20 protein-coding genes and 1 pseudogene are annotated in these 21,572 nt (G+C 61.2%); 8 read left to right on the forward strand and 13 right to left on the reverse strand.

The genetic code is table 11. The annotated features are described in order from the left end of the window. Nucleotides 1-50 precede the first annotated feature (50 nt). On the reverse strand, nt 51-533 hold the full coding sequence (locus CFE428DRAFT_RS14030) for a hypothetical protein (protein WP_006980223.1): 483 nt from the start codon (nt 531-533) through the stop codon (nt 51-53). Nucleotides 534-1,147: 614 nt separating this feature from the next. Between CFE428DRAFT_RS14030 and CFE428DRAFT_RS14035 the strand changes: the two are divergent. Next, nucleotides 1,148-2,535, forward strand: a pseudogene (locus CFE428DRAFT_RS14035) (IS110 family RNA-guided transposase). Here the strand turns inward: CFE428DRAFT_RS14035 and CFE428DRAFT_RS14040 are convergent. The 4 genes from CFE428DRAFT_RS14040 to CFE428DRAFT_RS35045 all read right to left on the reverse strand — a co-directional run bounded on the left by CFE428DRAFT_RS14040 (nt 2,532) and on the right by CFE428DRAFT_RS35045 (nt 4,671). Further along, nucleotides 2,532-2,972, reverse strand: a complete 441-nt coding sequence (locus CFE428DRAFT_RS14040; RefSeq protein WP_006980226.1) for a hypothetical protein — start codon at nt 2,970-2,972, stop codon at nt 2,532-2,534. The pseudogene CFE428DRAFT_RS14035 and the gene CFE428DRAFT_RS14040 sit on opposite strands and share 4 nt — an antisense overlap. A 295-nt stretch (nt 2,973-3,267) precedes the next feature. Beyond that, complete coding sequence (locus CFE428DRAFT_RS35685) at nt 3,268-3,765, reverse strand: DUF4304 domain-containing protein (protein ID WP_131989376.1); 498 nt, start codon at nt 3,763-3,765, stop codon at nt 3,268-3,270. Nucleotides 3,766-3,916: 151 nt separating this feature from the next. Continuing rightward, nucleotides 3,917-4,138 carry a hypothetical protein gene (locus CFE428DRAFT_RS14050; protein ID WP_006980228.1) on the reverse strand — a complete coding sequence of 74 codons (222 nt, stop codon included), beginning with the start codon at nt 4,136-4,138 and terminating at the stop codon, nt 3,917-3,919. A gap of 125 nt (nt 4,139-4,263) precedes the next feature. Further along, nucleotides 4,264-4,671, reverse strand: coding sequence for a ferredoxin (locus CFE428DRAFT_RS35045; protein WP_006980229.1), 408 nt, complete (start codon nt 4,669-4,671; stop codon nt 4,264-4,266). 233 nt (nt 4,672-4,904) lie between these two features. Here CFE428DRAFT_RS35045 and CFE428DRAFT_RS14060 point away from each other — a divergent pair, with 233 nt between their 5' ends. From CFE428DRAFT_RS14060 to CFE428DRAFT_RS14085, 6 genes are all read left to right on the forward strand, one after another. After that, complete coding sequence (locus tag CFE428DRAFT_RS14060; protein WP_042725004.1) at nt 4,905-5,909, forward strand: integron integrase; 1,005 nt, start codon at nt 4,905-4,907, stop codon at nt 5,907-5,909. A 228-nt stretch (nt 5,910-6,137) separates the two neighbouring features. Beyond that, nucleotides 6,138-6,863 carry a 30S ribosomal protein S2 gene (gene rpsB, locus CFE428DRAFT_RS14065; RefSeq protein WP_006980231.1) on the forward strand — a complete coding sequence of 242 codons (726 nt, stop codon included), beginning with the start codon at nt 6,138-6,140 and terminating at the stop codon, nt 6,861-6,863. A 127-nt stretch (nt 6,864-6,990) separates the two neighbouring features. Continuing rightward, entirely contained in the window at nt 6,991-7,839 is an 849-nt protein-coding gene (tsf, locus tag CFE428DRAFT_RS14070; protein WP_006980232.1) for a translation elongation factor Ts, read from the forward strand. A 136-nt stretch (nt 7,840-7,975) separates the two neighbouring features. Next, entirely contained in the window at nt 7,976-9,673 is a 1,698-nt protein-coding gene (locus CFE428DRAFT_RS14075; RefSeq protein WP_006980233.1) for a sensor histidine kinase, read from the forward strand. Beyond that, a complete protein-coding gene (locus tag CFE428DRAFT_RS14080) occupies nt 9,639-10,085 on the forward strand; it encodes a response regulator (RefSeq protein WP_006980234.1) in 447 nt (148 codons plus the stop codon). Before CFE428DRAFT_RS14075 ends, CFE428DRAFT_RS14080 begins: the two co-directional genes overlap by 35 nt. A gap of 3 nt (nt 10,086-10,088) precedes the next feature. Then, entirely contained in the window at nt 10,089-11,678 is a 1,590-nt protein-coding gene (locus tag CFE428DRAFT_RS14085; protein WP_006980235.1) for an ATP-binding response regulator, read from the forward strand. A gap of 184 nt (nt 11,679-11,862) precedes the next feature. Here CFE428DRAFT_RS14085 and lpxK read toward each other — a convergent pair whose 3' ends face one another. From lpxK to CFE428DRAFT_RS14125, 8 genes are all read right to left on the reverse strand, one after another. After that, nucleotides 11,863-13,059 carry a tetraacyldisaccharide 4'-kinase gene (gene lpxK, locus CFE428DRAFT_RS14090; RefSeq protein WP_006980236.1) on the reverse strand — a complete coding sequence of 399 codons (1,197 nt, stop codon included), beginning with the start codon at nt 13,057-13,059 and terminating at the stop codon, nt 11,863-11,865. An 84-nt stretch (nt 13,060-13,143) separates the two neighbouring features. Next, complete coding sequence (thrB, locus tag CFE428DRAFT_RS14095) at nt 13,144-13,983, reverse strand: homoserine kinase (RefSeq protein ID WP_006980237.1); 840 nt, start codon at nt 13,981-13,983, stop codon at nt 13,144-13,146. 113 nt (nt 13,984-14,096) lie between these two features. After that, nucleotides 14,097-14,345, reverse strand: coding sequence for a KH domain-containing protein (locus CFE428DRAFT_RS14100; RefSeq protein WP_083805143.1), 249 nt, complete (start codon nt 14,343-14,345; stop codon nt 14,097-14,099). Between the two features lie 24 nt (nt 14,346-14,369). Then, nucleotides 14,370-14,630: a 30S ribosomal protein S16 gene (gene rpsP, locus CFE428DRAFT_RS14105; RefSeq protein ID WP_006980239.1), complete on the reverse strand. Its 261-nt coding sequence runs from the start codon at nt 14,628-14,630 to the stop codon at nt 14,370-14,372. Nucleotides 14,631-14,671: 41 nt separating this feature from the next. Then, nucleotides 14,672-16,006, reverse strand: coding sequence for a signal recognition particle protein (ffh, locus tag CFE428DRAFT_RS14110; protein WP_006980240.1), 1,335 nt, complete (start codon nt 16,004-16,006; stop codon nt 14,672-14,674). A 231-nt stretch (nt 16,007-16,237) separates the two neighbouring features. Continuing rightward, entirely contained in the window at nt 16,238-17,671 is a 1,434-nt protein-coding gene (locus CFE428DRAFT_RS14115; protein WP_006980241.1) for a polysaccharide deacetylase family protein, read from the reverse strand. A gap of 79 nt (nt 17,672-17,750) precedes the next feature. Next, the gene (gene purB / locus CFE428DRAFT_RS14120) at nt 17,751-19,049 is read right to left on the reverse strand and encodes an adenylosuccinate lyase (RefSeq protein ID WP_042724957.1); all 1,299 of its coding nucleotides are present in this window, start codon (nt 19,047-19,049) and stop codon (nt 17,751-17,753) included. A 195-nt stretch (nt 19,050-19,244) separates the two neighbouring features. Further along, nucleotides 19,245-19,424, reverse strand: coding sequence for a hypothetical protein (locus CFE428DRAFT_RS14125; protein ID WP_006980243.1), 180 nt, complete (start codon nt 19,422-19,424; stop codon nt 19,245-19,247). A 297-nt stretch (nt 19,425-19,721) separates the two neighbouring features. Between CFE428DRAFT_RS14125 and CFE428DRAFT_RS14130 the strand changes: the two genes are divergently transcribed. Next, the gene (locus CFE428DRAFT_RS14130; protein WP_006980244.1) at nt 19,722-21,494 is read left to right on the forward strand and encodes an ABC transporter ATP-binding protein; all 1,773 of its coding nucleotides are present in this window, start codon (nt 19,722-19,724) and stop codon (nt 21,492-21,494) included. Nucleotides 21,495-21,572 lie beyond the last annotated feature (78 nt).

The raw sequence follows: 21,572 nt of genomic DNA on the forward strand, positions 1-21,572 counted from the left end.
ATGACGCCTGACGTTCCAATCCCGCCGTAGTGGGAGACTGCGGCGCTGGGTCAGGTCTTACCGCGGAATACGCGCTCATACTCTTCTTGTAAGTTGAGGTGGCGTGGACGCTGGTGGGCCGGGGTTCTGCGCCTGACCTCCGGCCAGATGTGCTGGTTGCAGAAGGCGAAAAGGGAGGACACGGGCTCGAAGTAGTTATCGAGCCACGCATACACCCGGCCTCTCGATGTAACCAGTTCCACAAAGCCTTGGGTGCCGTCCTGGATACCGGAACTATACAGGCCCTGGATATCCCTCAGGCGATCCTGCTGAATGGCACGGAGCAAGAGCGCAAGTTGCGGCGGCGACAGATGCAGCGGGATACGGACGGCGCGCGAATCGCCAATTCTTGCCACCGCGTAACCAGTGCCGTCGGCGAAGATGCGGATCGTTTCAAACCCGTCCCTCCCCGAACCTTGCGCTACGGTGATCTCCCGGAACGACTCCCCGGTCACTTCGGGCAATGCGCGGTTGCCGCACTGCGGCTTGGTCATATGCGCGTGGAGTCGCCTAGCGCCCCCAATCCCGCCGTGGCGGGAGACTGCGGAGGGACGGCCGAGACGGTGGTGTACGGGACAAGTGGAGGCCGGCCCATGGGCGAGCCCGAGGCGGCGGCGTACGGGACAAGTGGCGGTCGGTCCATGGGCGAGTCAGGACTGCTGCATGGTGGGTTCTCTGGGGAGCAGCAGGCATGACAGCTTGGAGCACTGCCCGCACGGATGCGCCGTTGTCCACCGTCGGAGACCACACTGGCAGATCGCGAGGTGTCGTGGGCGACAATTCGCTTGCAGCGCATGGTGAGCACCCCAACCACGCTGCGCGCGGAGCAATGGGAGAAGAAACTTGGGTTGTGCGGGGCGTTGGAGGCATAGGGAAGTGGCCTGGCCAGCGGAGGCAAGCCGTACACCGAGTCGCCAATGGTGTCCGCCGTTCGTTCGTAGCGAGCGGTGAACCCGTGGGTTAGCGTGGTGCCGAGTCTTGTGTGCAAGCCACTGGTGACGGCCGCGCACGCTCACGCGCACGCGGCTGATCCTGTTGAGGAGTTTGCTTTTTGTTTTCACGACTCGGACCGCCCGCTGGCCAGGCACTTAATCAACACCTCATTGCTATGCCCAAATCGAAGCCAAAGAAAGCCCGTTCTCGCCGCGCTCCCAAGCCGAGGACGACCACCGCCCAGCCCCTCCTGCGCCCGCACGCCGCGGGCATCGATGTCGGCTCCACGGAACTCTATGTCGCCGTGCCCGCCGCTGCCGATCCCGAGCCGGTGCGCACCTTTGCCACCTTCACCGAGGATCTGCACGCCCTGGCCGATTGGCTCGGACGTTGTGGCATCCGCACTGTGGCCCTGGAGAGCACGGGTGTCTATTGGATCCCCATCTTCCAGATCCTCGAAGCCCGCGGGCTGGAGGTCTGCCTGGTCAATGCCCGCCACGTGAAGAACGTGCCCGGGCGCAAGAGCGACGTCAGCGATTGCCAGTGGCTGCAGTACCTGCACTCGGTGGGATTGCTCCGTGGCTCCTTCCGTCCACCCGCGGCGGTCTGGGCGGTGCGCAGCCTGTGGCGGCATCGCGATACGCTCATCCGCTACGCCGCCAGCCACGTGCAGCACATGCAAAAGGCGCTCACCCAAATGAACATTCAACTGGCCAACGTCATCAGCGATCTCACCGGCAAGACCGGCCTGGCCATCGTCGATGCCATCCTCGCCGGCGAGCGCGACCCACAGAAGCTCGCCGCCCTGCGCGATCACCGCATCAAGGCTGACGTGGCCACCATCGCCAAAAGCCTGCTCGGCGACTGGAGGAACACCTCTTCACCCTGCGGCAGGCGCGCGCCACCTACGCGCACTACCAGCAGATGATCGCCGAGTGCGACACGCAGATCGCCGCCTTCCTGCGCGGCTTCGAGTCCCGCGTCGATTTGGCCACTGCCCCGCTCCCGGCCAGGACCACCAGCCATGTGCGCCCGCAGCGCAACGAGCCGCAGTTTGACCTGCGCGGGGAACTCTACCGCATCCTCGGAGTCGATCTCACCCAGGTGCCCGGTCTGCAAAGCACGACCATCAGCACCTTCCTGAGCGAAGTCGGCTCGAGTGTAGAGCGCTTCGCCACGCCCAAGCACTTCGCTTCGTGGCTCGGCCTCTGCCCGGACAACCGCGTGACCGGTGGTCGCGTCCTCTCCGCTGCCACCCGCGACGTGAAGAGCCGCACGGCCTACGCCCTGCGCATGGCCGCTCAGGCGCTCCATCGCAGCCAGTCCGCGCTGGGCGACTTCTTCCGCCGCATGAAAGCCTGGCTCGGTGCACCTGAAGCCATCACCGCCACCGCCCACAAACTGGCCCGCATCCTTCATCACCTGATCAAACACCGCTGTCCCTACGACGCCTCCGTCTTCGCCCAAGAAGAAGAACTCCACCGCAAACGCCGGGAAAAAAACCTCCGAAAACAAGCCGCCCTCTGCGGCTTCCAACTCACTCCCCTCCAGTGTAATGACTAGTTAGTTTCTGAGGAGGCGTGGGTCGATTGGAATTCGAGGAAGTGTTCTGCTTGGTCACGTGCAGACTCGGTGGCGTTGGGATGGTGTGCAATGGAGGCAAGAAGATCGAGATAGAACTGGCGTCGCTCAGCCGGTAAAGTGCCGTTCAAAATGCGATTGACCATCCAGACGCCATGCGGAGTCGGGCGGCGCCGCAAAGATGAAGCCAACTCCTCGGTGTAGTCCAAGCGCTCCAGTGTATGAACAAGGGGTCCCGGTGTTCCCAACTCTGCATCGGGGAAGCGCTCCACGACTGCAAACAACTCGGGGACCGCGCGCTCCGGTTGCGATAGTTCCATCAGCGCCTCAGTCAGTTGGAAAAGTTGGCTCGGCACGTCGTCGCCGAAATCGTTTTCTTCGAGAGCTCGAAGACCGGAAATGACTTCTTCGTAGGTCATGAATTCAGGGCGCGCGTGGCGACGCCTAACGACCGCAAGCTCAGCGACAGCGGAGGGCGGCGCGAGCCATGCGCGGGCGCAGGCGGCTGGGGGCGAAGGTGGTCGGCCGCATGGCTCGTGACGCCCGGAGCTGTTCGCTGCAGCGCTTGGTTAGCACCCCAACCACGCTGCGCGCGGAGCAATGACGGAAGGAACTGATCCTGTTTCTGGTTCCGTCTCCCCGTTTTCATGGCCGATGCAAGTTGTTCATAATCAACGCTCCGAATTTCCAGTTCCTGAGGAGGCGCATTTGTGTTCACAGGAGCGGAATTTGTATGGGGTCGACGGGAGGGCAAGGAGGAGTAACTGGATCAAACAATTGCTTCTCGTGGGCAGCAACCGCTTCTGGATCGAACCGCTGAAACAGATTCTCAATGGCTTCCGTGAATGACAATACAGACGTGGCGATCTCGAGGAATGCATCCGGCGTAGTCGCATATCGGAAGCGAAACCAATCCTGAGGGCTTGAACCGGGTTGCGGCTGAATTCTCGTGCGCAATGGAGCATCCCACGCTCTAACCTTCTCGCGAGAAGTCAACCGGCCTAAAGTAGTGGTAAAATCTTCTGGCTTGCATTGGCCAAGCTCAATCACGAATCCACCGCCATTACGGTCAAATTGGAATGTAATCAAATCGATCTGATCTCCGCGGTCGCGTCGGAGGTGCGGAAATGAGCCGGCGAAGCCGCGGTTGCGCCAAGCAGGCAGAACAGCGGCCTTCAGAGCTGCGATCATCTGGTTACGCGCGTCAGACACGAGAAAAGGGGAAAACGCCTAACGCCCCCAAGCTCAGCGACGGGCCCGTAGGCGCGCCGAACGCAGGAGCGAGTTCCCGGCCCGTTCGCTGCAGCGCTTGGTTAGGCGATTTGATTTCGTGAGCGGAATCGCGCATGGAAAAGAGAGAAGCTTAGTCGCTGAGCTCAGCGAGAATAGTCAGGTGCTTTCGGTTCCGCGAACAGAAAACGCCTGGATGAACCTTGTGCTTGTTCGCCTCTTCGTGAGTAAGGGCGATGATAAGCGGAGAGTGGCACCAACGGCAGAGCAGTTCCTCGCCTCGCTTGTGCAACTCAATGATGCTCACAATGCTGTGTTGCTTCGAATCGTAGATGACAGTTTTGCGCTCACGCATGGCAGTCGCCTAACGCCCCCAAGCTCAGCGACCGCGGAGCACGGCGCGGCGGCTGCACCGTGGGGGAAAGGCGGAGGCCGGAAGCAGCCGCCGTGACGTGCGGAGCGGTTCGCTGCAGCGCATGGTTAGGCATTGCGGTCATTGCGGAAAATGCGTTGAAAAAAGCGGACCAAAAAGTTTGGACGGCGCTTGCAACACGAGCCGTTCTTGAAGTCGAGGAAGCGTTCGTGTGCGGCGCGTCCTTCGGGCGTGAGGTAGTAAGGTGTGTCTGCGGGAATCGCTTGCCAGTCGAACGTGTCGCCGTCGCCGTGGATGGTAGAAACGCAGCAACCCTCGACACACTCGCGCACCAATGACTCCTCCTTGGCCGTCTCCGGTTGCTTGCGGACATAGGAATAGCCGCCGGGCGCATGGCGGGCGAAGACCGTGGGTGCCGTCTCGCGGCAGAGGTCGCAGTCCATGCACTGGTCAGACACATAATACTTGCCGGGGACGTTCTCAGGTGCTCGGTGCTGGAAGTCATCGCGTGGCATTCAAAGTGTTTGTTGGACTATCGTTCAAACGAGACGGTAGCGACGCCTAACATGGTATTAGACCGACAGATGAGGGAGGTGAAAATCGGCATATTCTTTGAGGTCGAGGAGCCAATGGGCCGAGGATAGCGCCGGATGCTTCTTTCCTGGCAAGAGAAAAAGGAGGGATTTCAGGCTTGCTCGTCGACGGGGTGCGGTCGGAGTATGGCGGCTGCACATTTTGTTTCTATCATATGCCGACTGACTCCGCTTCCCCGCCGTCCGCTGCCGGGGAAGGGCGCGGGCCCCGGCGATTGGAGGAGCGGTTGCGCGAGGCTTGCCGGCTGCGGCACTACTCCTTGCGCACGGAGGAGGCTTACTGGATGTGGGTGCGGCGGTTCATCCTGTTCCACGCCAAACGGCATCCCAAGGAGATGGGGGCGCCGGAGATTACCGAGTTTCTGACGGACCTGGCGGTGCGGCACGATGTGGCGCCGAGCACGCAGATGCAGGCGCTCAATGGGCTGGTCTTTCTCTACAAGCAGGTGCTGGGACGTGATCCGGGCGAGTTTGCCGGGCTGGTGCGGGCGCAGCGTACGCGCAAGGTGCCGGTGGTGCTGGCGGTGAAGGAGATGCGCCGGTTGCTGATGGAACTGGAGGGGACGGCGTTGCTCATGGCGCAACTGCTTTACGGGGCAGGCTTGCGGATGATCGAGTGTGTGCGGTTGCGGGTGAAGGATGTGGATTTTGCGCGCGGGGTGCTGACGCTGCAGGAGACAAAGGGAGGGCAGGGGCGGGTGACGATGTTGCCGGAGACGGCGCGGGAGGGGCTGAAGCGGCAATTGGCCAAGGCTCGTGCGCTCCATGAAGCGGATCGAGCTGCGGGGGCGAATGGGGTGATTTTGCCGCATGCGCTGGGGGAGAAGTTGCGGCATGCGGCGACGGCGTGGCATTGGTTCTGGGTGTTTCCTTCGCCGGTGGAGTCGCGCGATCCGCGGTCGGATGTGGTGCGGCGGCATCATGTGCATGAGGATTCGCTGCAGCGTGCGTTGAAGGCGGCAGCGAGCCGGGCGGGGATTGCGAAGCCGGTGACTCCGCATGTGTTGCGGCACAGTTTCGCCACGCATTTGCTGGAGAAGGGGCAGGACATCCGCACGGTGCAGGAGCTGCTCGGGCACAAGGATGTGGCGACGACGATGATTTATACCCATGTGCTGAATCGGCCAGGGATGGGGGTGGCGAGTCCGCTGGATGGGTAAATGGGTGAGTTCCAGAGTGATCCTGCTTGAAAACGGGCGATTGCCCGGCCAGTTTAGGACCCGGTCCAGGCGTTCCTGGCTGGTCTCAGCATGAGCAGGCGAATGTCCATTGGACGCCGGGCGTCCGATGGGGGATACTCTTTTTCCAAAGATATCCCTTGCCATCCCTTGCCTCCGCGCTTAAACAGCTCGCCCATTTTCTTTCTGCCAGAATACACCGCCTAAACTATGTCCACTGAACTGATGACCGAACTTCTCGAAGCGGGTGTCCACTTTGGTCACCAGACCAAACGCTGGAACCCGAAGATGAAGCCGTACATTTTCGAGAAGCGCAATGCCATCTACATCATCAACCTCGGCAAGACCGTCGAGCAGTTGAGCGAGGCGACGGATTTTCTGAGCACCGTGGCGCAGCGCAATGGCAAGGTCCTCTTCGTCGGCTGCAAGAAGCAGGCGCAGGAAGCGATCAAGGAAGCGGCCATCGCCAGCGGTCAATTTTATGTCAACCAGCGCTGGCTGGGGGGCACGCTCACGAACCTCGCGACGATCCGCAAGAGCATCGCTCGCATGAAGTACATCGAGAATCTCGAGAAGCAGAGCGAGTACAGCAAGATGGGCAAGCAGGAAATCGCCGCGGTGAAGCGCGAGGGTGAAAAGCTCAAGCGCAACCTCGAGGGCATCCGCGACATGGAGAAGCTGCCGGACGCGATCGTGGTCATCGACACGACCCGCGAAGCCATTGCCGTTGCCGAAGCCAAACGTCTCAAGATCCCGACGGTCGCGATCGTTGACACGAACGCCGATCCGGAGCTGATCAGCTACCCGATCGCCGGCAACGACGACGCCATTCGCGCGATCCGTATCGTTCTGCAGAAGCTGGTGGACTCGATGGTGTCCGCGCAGACCGGTCGCACGAAGAAGGACCAGGAAGCCCTGGCCGGCGTCAGCGAGTAACACGCGCCGCTTCGCGGCGAGTTGATAGTTGAGAGTGGATAGTCGGTTTCTCGACTGCAACGCGTCCGCTCCACCCCGCGTGGCTATCAACTATTAACCCTCAACTATCCACTTTTCTCTACTTCCTATGAGCACTGCCACTGTTATCGATGCCCAACTCGTCAAGACCCTGCGCGAAAAGACCAACGCGGGCCTGATGGAATGCAAGAAAGCCCTCGCCGAGACGAATGGCGATGTGGAAGCGGCGGTCGACGTGCTCCGCAAGAAGGGCACTATCAAGGCGGGCGAAAAGTCCGATCGTGAAGCCAAGGAAGGCGTCATCGCGCAGGCCATCCTGCCGGGGGCCAAGGTTGGCGTGCTGGTCGAGGTCAATTGCGAGACCGACTTCGTCGCCAAGAACGACAGCTTCAAGGCTTTCACGGATGATATCGCGAAGAAGATCGCCCTCGATCCCAAGACGGATCTCGAAGCCGACCGCATCGAAGCCTTTCAAAAGCTGAAGGAAAATCTCGTCATCCGCCGCCATGAGCGCGTGGAAGTCACGGGTCCTGGCGCCGTGGCCGCTTACATTCACACCGGCGGCAAAGTCGGTGTGCTCGTGGAAGTCGGCGCGAAGAAGGAAGAGACCTCCACGACCGAGATCTTCAAGCAACTCGTGCGCGACATCACGCTGCAGATCGCCGCAGCTCATCCGATCAGCGTGGACCGCACCTCGGTGCCGGCGGCTACGGTGGAGCGCGAGCGCGCCATTTACGTGGAGCAGGTTCCGGCCGGCAAACCGGCGAACATCGTCGAGAACATCGTCAAAGGTAAGCTCGACAAGTTCTTCAGCACGGTCTGCCTCGTCGACCAAGCGTTCATCAAGAACCCCGACCAGACGATCACTCAGCTGGTGGCCGAGAAGAGCAAGGAGCTCGGGGACGAACTCGTCATCCGCCGCTTCCTCCGCTTTTCGGTGGGCGAGCAGATCGCCTAAGGCATAGAAAGAAATTCTCAATCCGGGCGCAGGTCGCAAGACCCTGCGCCCGTTTCTGTTTCCGAGACATGCGCTTATCGGCATTTTTGCGTACTCGATGCGCCCGGAGGCAGCTCGCTGGACGATTCCAGAACGAATGAAGGCCCGTCGCGTCACCATCCTGCGCAAGGGATTACTGGTGCTCGCCTTACCGCTGGTCTACCAGGCGCTCTTCATAGGCCTGCTGCTCAAGCGTCAGAATGATCTAAGCCATGCCCAGCACTGGGCGATGCACACCAAGGACGTGATCGAAGAGACGGAATACATCTTCCGGATGCTGGTCGCGACCCAGAGCAACCTGCGGGGTTATCTGCTCACGGGAAAGGACACTTTCCCGGCGGAGATTGCTCGGGACGATGGGGTGCTGGACGCAGCGTTCACCGAGCTAAAGGTCATGATCCAGGACAACCCTGAACAGCAGGTGCGCTTTCAGCAGATCCTGGAAAGCGCGCAAGCCCGGCGGGATTACCAGCACAAGGTGTTGCAGATGATCCGGAAGGACGGGATGGCCGGCGCGCTGGACGAGATCAAGGGTTTGAAGGGCAAACAGTTGATGGATGACCTGCGGACCTCGATCGAGAATTTCCGCGCCGCCGAGGAGAAGCTCGATACGGCGCGATTGGATGCGTTGAATCAATCGACCACGACACAGAATTGGCTGCTCATCGGGGGATTGGCTCTCAACGTCGGCATTGGGGCGGTGGCGGCGATGATGTTCAGTCGCGAGATCGCCAGCCGCATCGAAGTGGTGACGCAGAATACCCGGCGGATCACCAATGGAGAGACACTGCCGTCGCTCGTGCCGGGTTCGGACGAGATCCGCGAATTGGACGAGCAGTTCCATCTTCTCGCGGACCACCTTCGTTCGGCCAAGCAGCGCGAGCGTGTTTACCAGGAAGCGCTCGAGCGCCGCGCCGCGGATCTGACCCGGGCGAATCGCGATCTCGAGCAAAAGAACCAGGAGATCGAGATGTTCGTCTACAGTGTCTCGCACGATCTGCGCTCGCCGTTGGTGAACCTGCAGGGCTTCAGCAACGAGCTGGCCCTGGCGCGGGAGGAATTGCAGACGTTGCTGAAGGATGACCTGTCCGCCGAAGACCGCCGGCGCGCGACCTTGCTGGCCGAGCGGGACATGACGGAGTCCGTGCATTACATCCAGACAGCGGTGACGCGGCTTTCCAGCATCATCGATGCGTTGCTGCGGCTCTCGCGCGCGGGCCGCGTGGAGTATCATCCGAAGATGGTGGAGCTGAAGCCGGTGATTCAACGCATCGTCGAAGCGATGCGTGGAACGATTGACCAGCACGAGGCGGAAGTCGCGGTGCTCGATCTGCCGGCGGTGTGGGGTGATCCGACCGCGCTCGAGCAGATTTTTGCCAATCTCATCGGCAACGCGATCAACTATCTGTCGCCCGAACGACCGGGCCGAATCGAGATCGGCAGTGTCACGCGCGAGGCCGAGGGTGTGGACAAGCCGCTGACCTATTACGTGAAGGACAATGGGCTCGGCATCGCCGAGAAATACCTCGGCAAGGTCTTCGCCATCTTCCAGCGTCTCCACGGCGATGTGGCCAAGGGAGAAGGCGTCGGCCTGGCCTTGGTGCGCCGCGTCGTGGAACGGCACGGTGGCAAGGTATGGGTGGAATCCACCGAGGGTGTCGGCTCCACTTTTTTCGTCGCTTTCCCATCCGATCCGCGGCATTCGCCATTGCCGGGGGTTGCCCCGCGCAAGGAACGGATTAACGTTTCCATTCCGCAGCATGACCACACAACCAGTCACTATTTTGCTCGCTGAAGACGACGACGGGCATGCCCAGCTCGTGCAGCGCAACCTCGAACGCGCCGGCTTGCTCAACGGCTTCCTGCGAGTGCACGACGGCCAGGAGCTGCTCGATTGCCTCGCCACACGGGGCGATTCGCATCAGCAGACTCTCGCCGATGAACTCGTCATCCTCCTCGACATCAACATGCCGCGTATCGACGGCGTGGAGGCGCTTCGCCAGATCAAGGCGAACACCAATACCCACCGCATCCCGGTCATTATGCTCACCACGACAGATGACCCGCGCGAAATCGACCGCTGCTACGAATTGGGTTGTAATGTCTACATCACGAAGCCGGTCGACTACGAAGGGTTCATCGATGCCATTCGGCGCCTCGGCTTGTTTCTGCAAATCGTGCAACGTCCGCGCAATAGCGGCTCCTGAGCGATGAAAGAACCCCGGCAGCGTGGGACCATCCTTGTCCTGGAGGATGATCCGGGCATCGGCCGGCTGCAACGGTTGCAATTGGAGAGAGCCGGCTATGTCGTCGAACTCACGACGAACACCGCCGACGCGCATGCCCGGCTGGCGGCGCATCGGATCGATTTGCTGATGCTGGACTACCAGCTTTCGGAGCCGACCAACGGGCTGGAGTTCTATCGCTCGCTGCAGCAGGAGAGCCGCGAGGTGCCGGCGATTTTGGTGACGGGTTACGGAGACGAGGCGCGCATTATCGAAGCGATGCGGGCCGGGGTGCGCGACTTCATTCCGAAGACGCCGAATTTCATCGAGCTGGTGGCGCCGACGGTGGATCGCGTGATGAAGCAGGTGATGGCCGAGCGGCAACTGCTCGAGGCCGAAGCGGCCAGCCGCGCGAAGGACAATTTCATTGCCACGCTCAGCCACGAACTCCGCACGCCGCTCACGCCGGTGCTCGCGCTCGTCTCGGCGCTGCAGCGCGATGGTCGCCTGCCGCAGGATGTGCAGGAGGACATGGCGACGATCTTCCGCAACATCGAGCTCGAGGCGCGTCTCATCGACGACATGCTCGACATCACGCGCATCGCCAAGGGCAAGCTCGAGCTGCAATTCGAGACGATCGACATTCGGCCGATCATCGAGCACGCGATCAAGACCTGCTGTGCCCACGAAGCGGCGGAGAAGATGATCGTCTGTCACGAGACGCTCGTCGACGGCGGGCATGTGGCGCGGGTCGACGCGGCGCGGCTCACGCAGGTCTTTTGGAACGTGCTCAAGAACGCGATCAAGTTCACCCCGGTGGGAGGACAGATTTTCATCCGCAGCCGGCGGGAAGAAGCGAACGGTGCGCATTGGCTCGTCGTCGAAGTCGAGGACTCCGGCATCGGCATTGCCCCGCATATTCTGCCGCGGGTGTTCGGCGCCTTTCAGCAGGGAGACCGGTCGATCACGCAGCAGTTCGGCGGGCTGGGGCTCGGGTTGGCGATTAGCAAGGCCATCATGGAAGCGCATGGCGGGACGATTGCGGCCGCGAGTCCGGGGACGAATCTTGGCTCGACGTTCACGGTTCGTTTGCCGCTGGCCAAAGCGGCGGCGGCGGTGGTGGAAGTGAAGCCGGATGGACCGGAGCGACCGGAGACCGCGGCGCGTGCGGCCGAGTCGGCCCATGCACACCTGCTGCTGGTGGAGGATCATCCGGATACGGCGCAGGTGATGGCGCGCATGCTGCGCCGCGCGGGATTTCAGGTGACGGCGGCGAGCAGTCTCGCCCAGGCCCTTGCCGAGACCGAAGCTGCGCGCAAGACCGTGAACGACAGCGGTCGCTCGCGTCCGATGCGGCTGGTGATCAGCGATCTTGGCCTGCCCGACGGGTCCGGTTACGATCTCATGCGAAAGCTGCGTGCGGAGTATCGCCTGCGCGGCATCGCACTGAGCGGCTTTGGCATGGAAGAGGATGTGCGCCACTCGGAGGAGGCGGGCTTTTCGCGGCATCTCACCAAGCCGGTGGATTTCGATCTGCTGCTAGCGACGATTCGCGAGTTGCTCGCGGCGGAGTAATCAATCGCGTTAAAAGAAACCTCCGAATCGGAGGTGGAGGGAAGCGCTCCGTCGCTTCTTTGATTGCAGCTGCGTCCGGCACCGACGGAGCGGTGGCTCGCCCATTACCGGCCACCACCATTCCCCACCGCCACCTCGGCCCTCCAAGGCGCCTTCTCCTTTCGAAAGTGGCTTCCGAGGGTCGCTACGGAAAGAACCGTTCCGGCGCGAGGAGCTTCTGCGGGCGGCACAGGCGCTCGACGAGGCTCTCCCAACTTTCGTGTCCGCTGAGGATCTCGATCTCCACGCGCAGATAGTAGACCGGCGTTTCCAGGCCGGCGATCTTCGCCGGGAAACGCACGCTGTCTTTTTCGGTGGTCACGATCAAATCGAGATCGCGCCGGGAGCAGCGGGTCGCAAACTCCTGCAATTCACGATCGGTGAAGCGATGGTGATCCGCGAAGCTCTTCGTGATTTCAAGATTGGCGCCGAGGGCCACCAGGCTCTGCTCAAAGCTCTCGGGCCGTGCGATGCCGGAGAGAGCGGCGATGTAGCGGCCCTGCAGATACTCCAGCGGCTTGCGATCATCCGGATCGTAGAGATTGCGCAGATAGAGCGGTTGATGGCGGCACTCCACGATCTCCGCGGTGCGGTTGTATTCGCGAATGCGTTCGATGAGTTCCGCGTTGCCCTTTTCCGGTGTCTTGGTGATGAAGATGTAGCTGGCGCGGCGGAGATTGGTCGGTGGCTCGCGCAGCGTGCCGCGCGGCAGCAGGTACTCGTTGCCGAAGGGGGCTTGCGCATCGATGAGGCAAATCTCCAGCCGGTGCTTGAGATGCAAGTACTGCATCCCATCATCGAGGATGAGGGTGTCGCACTTCATCTCGCGAATGGCGTGCATCGCGGAGCGCACACGGTCCTTGTCCACGAGCACGATCACGTTGGCCAGGCTCTTGGCGAGCATGTAGGGCTCGTCGCCGGCGAACCGGCTGTCGAGCAACAGGCGCCTGCCATCGTGGACGATGCGCGGCTTGCGCCGCTCGAGTCCCAGCCACTTGCGCTGCAGTCGCCGAAAGAGCGGCGGCTTCTTGCTCTTGTATCCGCGACTGAGAATAGCCACACGACGACCGTGATCCTGCAGGGTGCGGGCGAACTTTTCCACGACAGGCGTTTTGCCCGTGCCACCGACGGTGAGGTTGCCGATCGAAATGACGAAGCAGGCGGGATGATGCGAGCGAAGAAAGCGATGCCGGAAGAGCCACAATCGCGTCTGCACGCCGATGGTGAACAGGTAGCTCAACGAGAGAAGAAACCACCGCAAGGCCATCGCGCGCTTGCCGTAGCGACGCTCGAGAATGACGTCGATGGCAAATTCTTCGAACGCTTCCAGCCAGCGGCGCATTTAGGGAAGGATGAGGGATGAAGGATGAAAGCCGGGCGTGAGTGAGACGCCCATGGCGCGACAGGGGCTAATGAAGAGGGGCGGTCATGCGCGGAGGGTGCCTTGATTGTCGGCGCGGGTGATGATGATGCGCGCGCCGGCGTTTCCGCTGGCGGCGAGCATCGCAGCGCCGATGGCTTCTTCGTTTCCTTCGGTCACGCAGCAAATCGTCGAGCCGCTGCCGCTGAGGAATCCGCCGAGGGCGCCGGCGCTTTCGCCGGCGGCGATGACTTTGCTGAGGAAGGGGATGAGCTCCTTTTCGCGGAAGGGTTGGTGCAATTGGTCGACAAAGGCGCCGCGGAGGAGGGCGTAATTCTTCGCGGCGAAGGCCGCGGTGATGCGGCAGGCGTTGGCGCAGCTTTGCACGGCAGCCAGGCGATCGAGCTGTGCGGGCAGGACTTTGCGGGCGGCGGGCGTGGAGACTTCGAAGTCGGGGATGAGCAGGACGAAGCGCAATTCCGGTGCGACCTCGAACCGCGCGATCTCGGCGCCGCCGGCGACGGTGAATCCGCCGAAGGCGGCAGGGGCGGCGTTGTCGGGGTGGCCTTCGAGTTCGGCGCAAATATGGAACAGGGTGTCAGCAGAGAGCGGTTTGCCGCTCAGTTCATTCAGGCCATGCAGCAGGCCGAGCCGAACCGTCACGCTGCTGCCCATGCCGCGTGAGCGAGGGACGTCGCCAGTGATCTTCCACGAAAAGGGGAAGGGGGTGACACCAGCGGTGGTGAAGAACTTTTCCGCGACCGCAGCGACCATCGGGTGGGTCTGGAGTTCGCCTCCACGCTCGACGGTGACGTGATTGTAGATCTGCAGCGCGATACCGAGGCAGTCGTAGCCAGGGCCGAGGTTGGCGGTCGTTGCGGGGACGCGGATGGTGACTTCGTTCATCGAAAGCCGGGAGTTTCGCGGCGTGAAGGGTCGCGGGTCAACTGCGATTGGATGTTCGATGTTCTGCCTTTCGAACATCCTCCACGCCGGAAGCGACTGCTTCCGGTGCGCCGTTACTCGACGATTTCGAGCTGTGCTTTCTCCCCGTGCCGCGCGGCGCTCGCGGACAGCAAATTGCGGATGGCCACGATGGTCTGGCCATGTTTGCCGATGACTTTGCCGACATCGGTCTGCCGCACCTTGAGATGAAACGTCGTGCGTTTCCCGGAGGTCTGCTTGGTCAGCACCATATCCTCCGGGTAATCGATGAGCAGTGGAAGCACATGCTCAAGGAATTCCTGCATGGCTTGCAGGCTGTCCACGACGTTGGGCGAAATTGCCGGGCCTTACTTGGCCGCGGCAGTTTCCTTCTTGCGCGCCTTCTTGATGATGCTGCGCACGGTGTCGGAGGGTTGGGCGCCGTTCTTGATCCAGTAATCAATACGGGAAAGATCGACGTTCGCGTTGTCGCTGGCCTTCTTCGGGTCGTAGTTGCCTACGAGCTCGATGAACTTGCCGTCACGAGGACTGCGGGCGTCGGCGACGACGACTTTGTAGTAAGGGTTGTTAAGATTGCCTTCGCGACGAAGACGGATGCTGACGGCCATGGCGGTTTGGTTTCTGGTTAAGTAAGTGTGGTGGTTTAAATCTAGCGTTTCAAGCCGAAGCGGGAGGCCGCGCCGGGGCGCGACATCATCTGCCTCATCTTGCCGAACCCCTTCATCATCTTCCGCATCTGGCCGAAGCGTTGAAGGAGATCGTTTACTTCAGTGACGGAAACACCGCTTCCACGGGCGATTCGCTGGCGGCGCCGGGCATTTAAAACGTCCGGATTACTGCGCTCGGCCAGCGTCATCGAAAGCACTATGGCTTCGACCCGCTTCATCTGTTTTTCGTCAACCGAAAAGTCCTTAAGGTTGCTCATTCCTGGCAACATGCCAAGGATATTTTCCAAAGGGCCCAATTTCTTGAGCATTTTGAACTGGGCGAGGAAGTCGTTCAGGTCGAACGAAGCCGTGCGCATCTTCTCCTCCATGCGCTTGGCGTCCTCTTCGTCGATGGCCGCCGCCGCCTTCTCCACGAGGCCGATGATGTCGCCCATGCCGAGAATGCGGCCCGCGAGGCGATCGGGGAAAAACGGTTCGAACTGATCCAACTTCTCGCCGATGCCGGCGAACTTGATCGGACGCTGGGTGACCTGGCGCATCGAGAGCGCCGCGCCACCGCGGGCATCGCCATCGAGCTTGGTCAGGACGAGGCCGGTGATATTCAGCGCCTGGTGGAAGTGGGTGGCCACGCTCACGGCCTGCTGGCCAGTGGCAGCGTCGGCCACGAGGAGCACTTCCTGCGGTTGCAAGAACTCGCGGAGCGCCTTGATCTCCTGGATCAGCGGCTCATCGATTTCCTGGCGGCCGGCGGTGTCGTAAATCTGCACGTTGCCGGGCTGCTCCTTGGCCCAATCCGCAGCCAGCCTGCCGACCTTGAGCACATCCTTTTCCCCGGGCGGCGGGGTGAAACAGGGCACGCCGACCTGCCTCGCGAGGGTGGCGAGCTGCTCGATGGCCGCCGGGCGATGCAAGTCGCAAGCGATGAGCAGGGGCGCTTTGCCCTGCTTCTTCAGCCACATGGCGAGTTTCGCCGAGGAAGTCGTCTTACCCGCGCCGTTGAGGCCGACCATCATGATGCGGGCCGGTTTCTCGAGATTCAGCGGCTCATTGTCGCCGCCGAGCAGGGCGGTGAGCTCGTCGTGAAAAATCTTGACGATCTGCTGGCCGGGATGCACCCCGCGCAGCACTTCCTCACCGAGCGCCTTCTCCTTGACCCGCGCGATAAATCCCTTGGCGACGTTGAATTCCACGTCCGCCTCGAGCAGCGCCATGCGCACCGCGCGCATGGCGTCGGTGATGTTCGTCTCCGTGATCTTCCCATGACCACGCAGGTCTTTGAAGACGTCCTGGAGTTTATCGGCGAGAAGGGAAAACATGAAATGCGGGCGGGGGCGGGGAGACTAGCGTGAATTCAGAGAAGGGCAAGTTGATGGTTGAGGGGCGGGAAAAGCTGAGAGTTGAGTGTTGAGGGTTGAGAGACCCCCAACTGTTCCCCTGAAATGATCGCTCCGCGATGGATTGTCGACTAATCGGGCGCGGAGCGCCCTTGAATGTGGTCAGGTGGTGGACTCTCAACTCTCAACCATCAACTCTCAACTTCCGGCGCCTCACCTCTTCTTCGGCGGGGCCGCAGGTGCGGGCGCCGGCGTCGCTCGGGGCGGCAGAGCGGAGGCGTCCGTCGGGGCGCCCGTGGAAGGGCCAGCGGTGGAGTCGTATTTGAAGTCCCACTTCGTCTCGATCTTCTTGCCTTTCGACTTGGCGGAAATGAAGACCGTGTATTCCGGTTCACGGAGCTTCTGGGTCAGCTGATACGACGCCATCTTGGTGGCGGGATCGTATTTCACGGCCACCGGGCCGAAACCGCTGATGCGCATCTCGACAGTGCCCGGGTCGATCTCGCCGAGCGTGGAGAGGTTCGCTTTGATGAGCGGCTTCGGGTTGCCGATCGTCTCGCCATCCATCGGTTGGGTGACCATCGAGACCGCAGCCAATTGCGTGTAAGCCGGCTCCGAGGGACCCGAGGCGGACGCAGTGCTCTGGCCGCCACCGATCATCTTCATGGCGTCCTCGAAGATCTTCGGCTTGTCCTGTTCCACGGCATAGCGGCCGAGCAGTTCGGCTTGCGAGCTGGGATGCAATTGCTGGCCATAAACGGTGAAAGCGGCTTCGTAGCCGGCTTCCTTCACGATTTCGACCGCCTTCGGGGTCCATCTGCCGAAGGGGTAGGCGAAGACATTGCACTTGATGCCGAGCTGCTTCTCGAGCACCTGCTTCGAACCGATGATCTCTTTGCGCAGCCAGCCATCCAGGCCCAGGGCCGCCACGTCCTTGCGGATGCCCTCGGCGGCCTTCTTGTCCACGAGGTTGCCGGGCTTTTTCAGGTCGGAGTGCGAGTAGGTGTGCGACTCGATGTCCACGCCCGCGTCGCGCATTTCGGCGAGCTGATCCCAACTCATCGATTTGCCGCCGGTGCCGACATAATTGATGTAGATGAAGAGGGTGAAGGGATACTTGAATTCCTTCAGGATCGGCCATGCGTTGTTGTAAGCGGAGACCCAGCCGTCATCGATGGTGACGATACAGCTCTTGTTCGGAATGGCCTTCTCGCCGCGACGCCAGGCGAGGAAATCCTGCATCGGGATGACGCTGAAGCCGTCCTTCTTGATTTCCTCCATCTCACGGCGGAACTCGGCGACCGGAATCGTCAGCGCCCGCATTTTGCTGCCGTCCTCGATGTTGTGATAGCAGAGGCAGATCACCTGCGCGTTCTTGTTTACGGCCGGGGCCTCCGGCTTTTTCGACGCGGCAGCCGGAGCCGTTGGAGATGACGGCGCGGAAGGCGCGGTGGTCTCGCCTGCGGCAGCGGTTTCATGGGAAGCGCCAGGTGCGGCGGCCGGAGGTGGCGCGGCAACGCGGGCTGGAGCGGGTGTCGAGGCGGCGACCTCTTTCTTTTTCAGGAAAGGCACTTTCTCTCTGAGCTTTTTGCAGCCGGAGAAAGGCAGGACGGCGACGATCAGGAGCAGGGCGAATTTCCGAGTCATAGGCTTATCCGTTCAAAGGCGCGTAACGATACACGTTGGTTAACATGAGAAAAGGGCGAACCGCCGGCAGGAGTCGAGGTTACTTCTCCAAACCCAGCTTGCGGAAAGTATCGTCCACGTGAGCGAAATGGATGTCTAGCGAGCAGAGAGTATCGATCTCCGGGCGCGTGAGGTTTGCGGCGACTTCCGGCTCGGCGGCCAGGTTTTCCTGCAGGCTCACGTCACCTTGCCAGGTCTTCATTGCCGCCCGCTGCACAGCCTCGTAGGCGGCCTTGCGTTCCAGGCCACGCTCGGTGAGCTTGAGCAGGATGGTCTGGGAAAAGTACAGGCCTTTCGTGATGTGGAGGTTGCGCTCCATGTTTTCGGGATACACGAGCAGGCGCTCCACTAGACGGCGCAGCGTCACGAGCATGTAATCGATCATGATGCACGAATCCGGCATGATGATCCGCTCGACGGAGGAATGGCTGATGTCGCGCTCGTGCCAAAGTGGGACATTTTCGAGCGCCGCCAGGGCATTTCCGCGCACCACCCGCGCCAAACCGCTCAGCTTCTCGCCAGTGATGGGGTTGCGCTTGTGGGGCATGGCCGAACTGCCTTTCTGGCCGGCGGAGAAGTATTCCTCGACCTCCAGCACTTCGGTGCGCTGGAGGTGGCGGAATTCCGTGGCCCAGCGATCGATGGAAGAGGCGATGAGCGCAAGGACGGTCTGAAATTCCGCATGCCGGTCGCGCTGAATGACTTGCGTGCTGAGCGCGGCGGCCTTGAGGCCGAGGCGTTCGCAGACCTTTTCCTCCACGCGCGGGTCGAGGTGGGCGTGGGTGCCGACGGCGCCACTCAGCTTGCCCACGCGGATACGCGGCTGGGCGTCCTCGAGTCGGGCCAGCGCGCGGCCAAATTCATCCCACATGAGCGCCAGCTTCAGGCCGAAAGTGATGGGTTCTGCATGAATGCCGTGGCTGCGGCCGATCATGGGGGTCTTTTTGAACTCGATCGCCCGCTTGGCGATGACGTCGCGCAGCTCGCGCAAGTCCTTCAGGATCATGTCCGAAGCCTCGGACATCTGCACGGCGAGTGTGGTGTCGAGCACGTCGCTCGAGGTCATGCCTTGGTGCATCCAGCGGCAGGAGGGTCCCACGTAGCTGGCGACGTTTTCCAGGAAGGCGATGACGTCGTGATTGGTGCGTTCCTCGATCCTGGCGATCTCCTTGAGATCGAATTTCCCCTTGGCGCGAATGGTCTGGGCGTCCTCTTTGGGAATCACGCCGATCTCGGCCTGAGCCTCACAGGCCAGGGTCTCGATCTCGAGCCAGATTTCATATTTGCGCTGATCCGCCCAGATGGCGGCCATTTCGGGTCGGGTGTAACGTTCGATCACCGGAAGGAGGCTAGGGAGAAGGAAAGCGATTGCAAAAGGAAAACGTTTTTCGAGGGCTAATTGCCCGCCAGGGACCGCCTTAAAAAGACTTACCCCGTCGACGACCTGAAAGTCGCGGACGGGGTCTTGGAAATGAGGAGTTTTGGTGGGGACGGAAGACCGTTCCCCTAAACACGGCCGAGCCGAGGCGTCTCTTTAGTAGACGCGGGCGCGGATTTTGCGGCCCTGGCTGCTGAAGCGAACACGGCCGCTTTCGAGCAGGTCGGCCACGGCAGCCACTGTCTCACGATTATTCTTCGTGTAGCTGCTCACGGCCACAATCAGGTCGCCCAAACTGAAGTTGGAGCGATTGGTCTTTTTCAGGTGCTTTTTCATAGGTCTGTTGGGAAAATTTGTTGGGCAAAAACTATCTTAGCAATGGGTGTGCCACGCACTAGGTTCTACGTAGCTTTCTGAATAGATAGACGCTGCATGGTCCCAAAAGGTTCAAAAAAACTGTCAGCCAAAAAGCACTAGTGTCGGGATTCTGACACAGGAGGGAATGCGGAATGACGAATGACGAATGCGGAGTGTTCCTTTCGGCATTCAACATTCGTCATTCGTCATTCCGGATGGGCCCTCTGCTCACTTGGCTCTTGGCACTGCTCCGCTTCCCAGTATTCCATCCCCGCAATGTCCTTTTACCGCCGCGTGCTCACCTATTTCCGTCCCGATCTTCGGCCGACGGTCGTCTGCATGGGGCTCACGCTGGTGGCGAATGCCTTCAACCTGCTGCGCCCCTGGCCGCTCAAATACATCGTGGACAAAATTCTTCCGGCAGCGGGACACACGCCTCATGGGCTCACCCTGCCGGGGATCGATATCAGCACGTGGAGCATTTCGGCGGTCGTCGCGCTGGTCTGCGGGCTCATGGTCGTTTTCCACCTGCTCGCCGGCGGGATCGGTTATGTGATCAATGTGCTCACCATTCGCGTGGGTTTGCACGGGCTCATGCGCCTGCGCACGGAGCTCTACGCCTACCTGCACTCGCTGCCGCTCAAGTTTCACGACCAGCGCCGCAGCGCCGACAGCAGCTTCCGCGTGGCTTACGACTCGCAGAGCGTGCAGGCCTACTACAGCAAGGGCTTCTTCCTTTTCCAAAGCGCCATCTCGCTCGTCTCCACCTTCGCCATGATGTGGTATTTCGACTGGTCGATCGCGCTGCTCTCGCTGATCGCCATCCCGCTCATGATGCTGGCGATTTTCATCTACGCCAAACGCATCCGCGACGAATCCACCACCGTGGCCGAGCGCGAGAGCGATGTGCTCACCGCGGCGCAGGAAGGCCTGAGCTCGGTGAAGATGGTGCAGGCTTTCGGACGCGAAGAACATGAAGTGCAGGAGTTCAGCACGAGTGCACGCGAAAGCCTCGATGCGAATCTCAAGCTGAACGCGACCTCCATGCGCAGCGCGTTGCTCGTGGGCACGATCATCGCCGCGAGTTCGGCCGCCATGTGTTACGTCGGCGCGCTCCACGTGCTCTCGGGGAAACTGACCATCGGCGGTATCTGGTATCTCTCCAGCCTGTTGCTCATGCTCTATCAGCCGCTCGAGGCGCTCACCCACATCGCGTGGGCCTTCCAGGCGGCGGCGGCGGGCACGCAACGGTGCTTTGAGATTCTCGACAAGGAAAACGACGTGGCCGATGCGCCCGATGCCGTGCCGATCACCAGTGCGCTCGGCGAAATAGTCTTCGAAAATGTGGCCTTCGGGTATTCGAGTGCGCGGGAGATTCTGCACGATGTGAACCTGCGCATCTCGCCGGGTGAGACGGTCGCTTTCGTCGGCGGGACCGGCGCGGGAAAGTCGACGCTCCTTTCGCTCGTGCCACGCTTTTACGATCCCACGGGCGGAAGCGTGTTGCTCGATGGCAAGGATCTGCGCGCGCTGAAGAAGAAATCGTTGCGCGACCAGATCAGTATCGTGTTGCAGGACACGCTGCTCTTTTCCACGACCATCCGCGAAAACATCGCCTACGGCCGGCCCGACGCGACCGAGGAGGAAATCATCGAAGCCGCAAAGCGGGCGCAGGCCCACGAGTTCATCATGGCCACGCCGGACGGCTATCGCTCGCAGGTCGGCGAACGTGGCGGACACCTCAGCGTGGGGCAGCGGCAGCGCATCGGCATCGCCCGTGCGTTTTTGAAAAACGCGCCGCTGCTCATTCTTGATGAACCGACCAGCGCGCTCGACCCGACCACCGAGTCGGCGATCATGCAGACCATCGAGGAACTCATGCGCGGCCGCACCACGCTCATCATCACCCACCGCATCGCCACCGTGCATCGCGTGAACAAGATCGTGGTGCTGGCCAAAGGCACCATCGCCGAAGAGGGCAAAGGCCCTGAATTAGTTCAACGCGGTGGCGTCTATGCTTCGTTGTATCGCTCTGCCAATCTCACATGATTCTCTCCTTAATCTTTAATCCTTGTTCCTTAATCGTTAATCCCGTGGCGGTGTAAGGCCGAAGAGAAGGATTAAGGA

It is taken from the genome of Chthoniobacter flavus Ellin428 (assembly GCF_000173075.1).
Taxonomy (GTDB): domain Bacteria; phylum Verrucomicrobiota; class Verrucomicrobiia; order Chthoniobacterales; family Chthoniobacteraceae; genus Chthoniobacter; species Chthoniobacter flavus.

Bases quoted from the DNA above. Each gene is read 5' to 3' on its own strand.
- CFE428DRAFT_RS14030 (WP_006980223.1), bottom strand. From the start codon at position 533: ATGACCAAGCCGCAGTGCGGCAACCGCGCATTGCCCGAAGTGACCGGG.
- CFE428DRAFT_RS14040 (WP_006980226.1), bottom strand. From the start codon at position 2,972: ATGACCTACGAAGAAGTCATTTCCGGTCTTCGAGCTCTCGAAGAAAAC.
- CFE428DRAFT_RS14050 (WP_006980228.1), bottom strand. From the start codon at position 4,138: ATGCGTGAGCGCAAAACTGTCATCTACGATTCGAAGCAACACAGCATT.
- CFE428DRAFT_RS35045 (WP_006980229.1), bottom strand. From the start codon at position 4,671: ATGCCACGCGATGACTTCCAGCACCGAGCACCTGAGAACGTCCCCGGC.
- CFE428DRAFT_RS14060 (WP_042725004.1), top strand. From the start codon at position 4,905: ATGCCGACTGACTCCGCTTCCCCGCCGTCCGCTGCCGGGGAAGGGCGC.
- rpsB (WP_006980231.1), top strand. From the start codon at position 6,138: ATGTCCACTGAACTGATGACCGAACTTCTCGAAGCGGGTGTCCACTTT.
- tsf (WP_006980232.1), top strand. From the start codon at position 6,991: ATGAGCACTGCCACTGTTATCGATGCCCAACTCGTCAAGACCCTGCGC.
- CFE428DRAFT_RS14075 (WP_006980233.1), top strand. From the start codon at position 7,976: ATGAAGGCCCGTCGCGTCACCATCCTGCGCAAGGGATTACTGGTGCTC.
- CFE428DRAFT_RS14080 (WP_006980234.1), top strand. From the start codon at position 9,639: ATGACCACACAACCAGTCACTATTTTGCTCGCTGAAGACGACGACGGG.
- CFE428DRAFT_RS14085 (WP_006980235.1), top strand. From the start codon at position 10,089: ATGAAAGAACCCCGGCAGCGTGGGACCATCCTTGTCCTGGAGGATGAT.
- lpxK (WP_006980236.1), bottom strand. From the start codon at position 13,059: ATGCGCCGCTGGCTGGAAGCGTTCGAAGAATTTGCCATCGACGTCATT.
- thrB (WP_006980237.1), bottom strand. From the start codon at position 13,983: ATGAACGAAGTCACCATCCGCGTCCCCGCAACGACCGCCAACCTCGGC.
- rpsP (WP_006980239.1), bottom strand. From the start codon at position 14,630: ATGGCCGTCAGCATCCGTCTTCGTCGCGAAGGCAATCTTAACAACCCT.
- ffh (WP_006980240.1), bottom strand. From the start codon at position 16,006: ATGTTTTCCCTTCTCGCCGATAAACTCCAGGACGTCTTCAAAGACCTG.
- CFE428DRAFT_RS14115 (WP_006980241.1), bottom strand. From the start codon at position 17,671: ATGACTCGGAAATTCGCCCTGCTCCTGATCGTCGCCGTCCTGCCTTTC.
- CFE428DRAFT_RS14125 (WP_006980243.1), bottom strand. From the start codon at position 19,424: ATGAAAAAGCACCTGAAAAAGACCAATCGCTCCAACTTCAGTTTGGGC.
- CFE428DRAFT_RS14130 (WP_006980244.1), top strand. From the start codon at position 19,722: ATGTCCTTTTACCGCCGCGTGCTCACCTATTTCCGTCCCGATCTTCGG.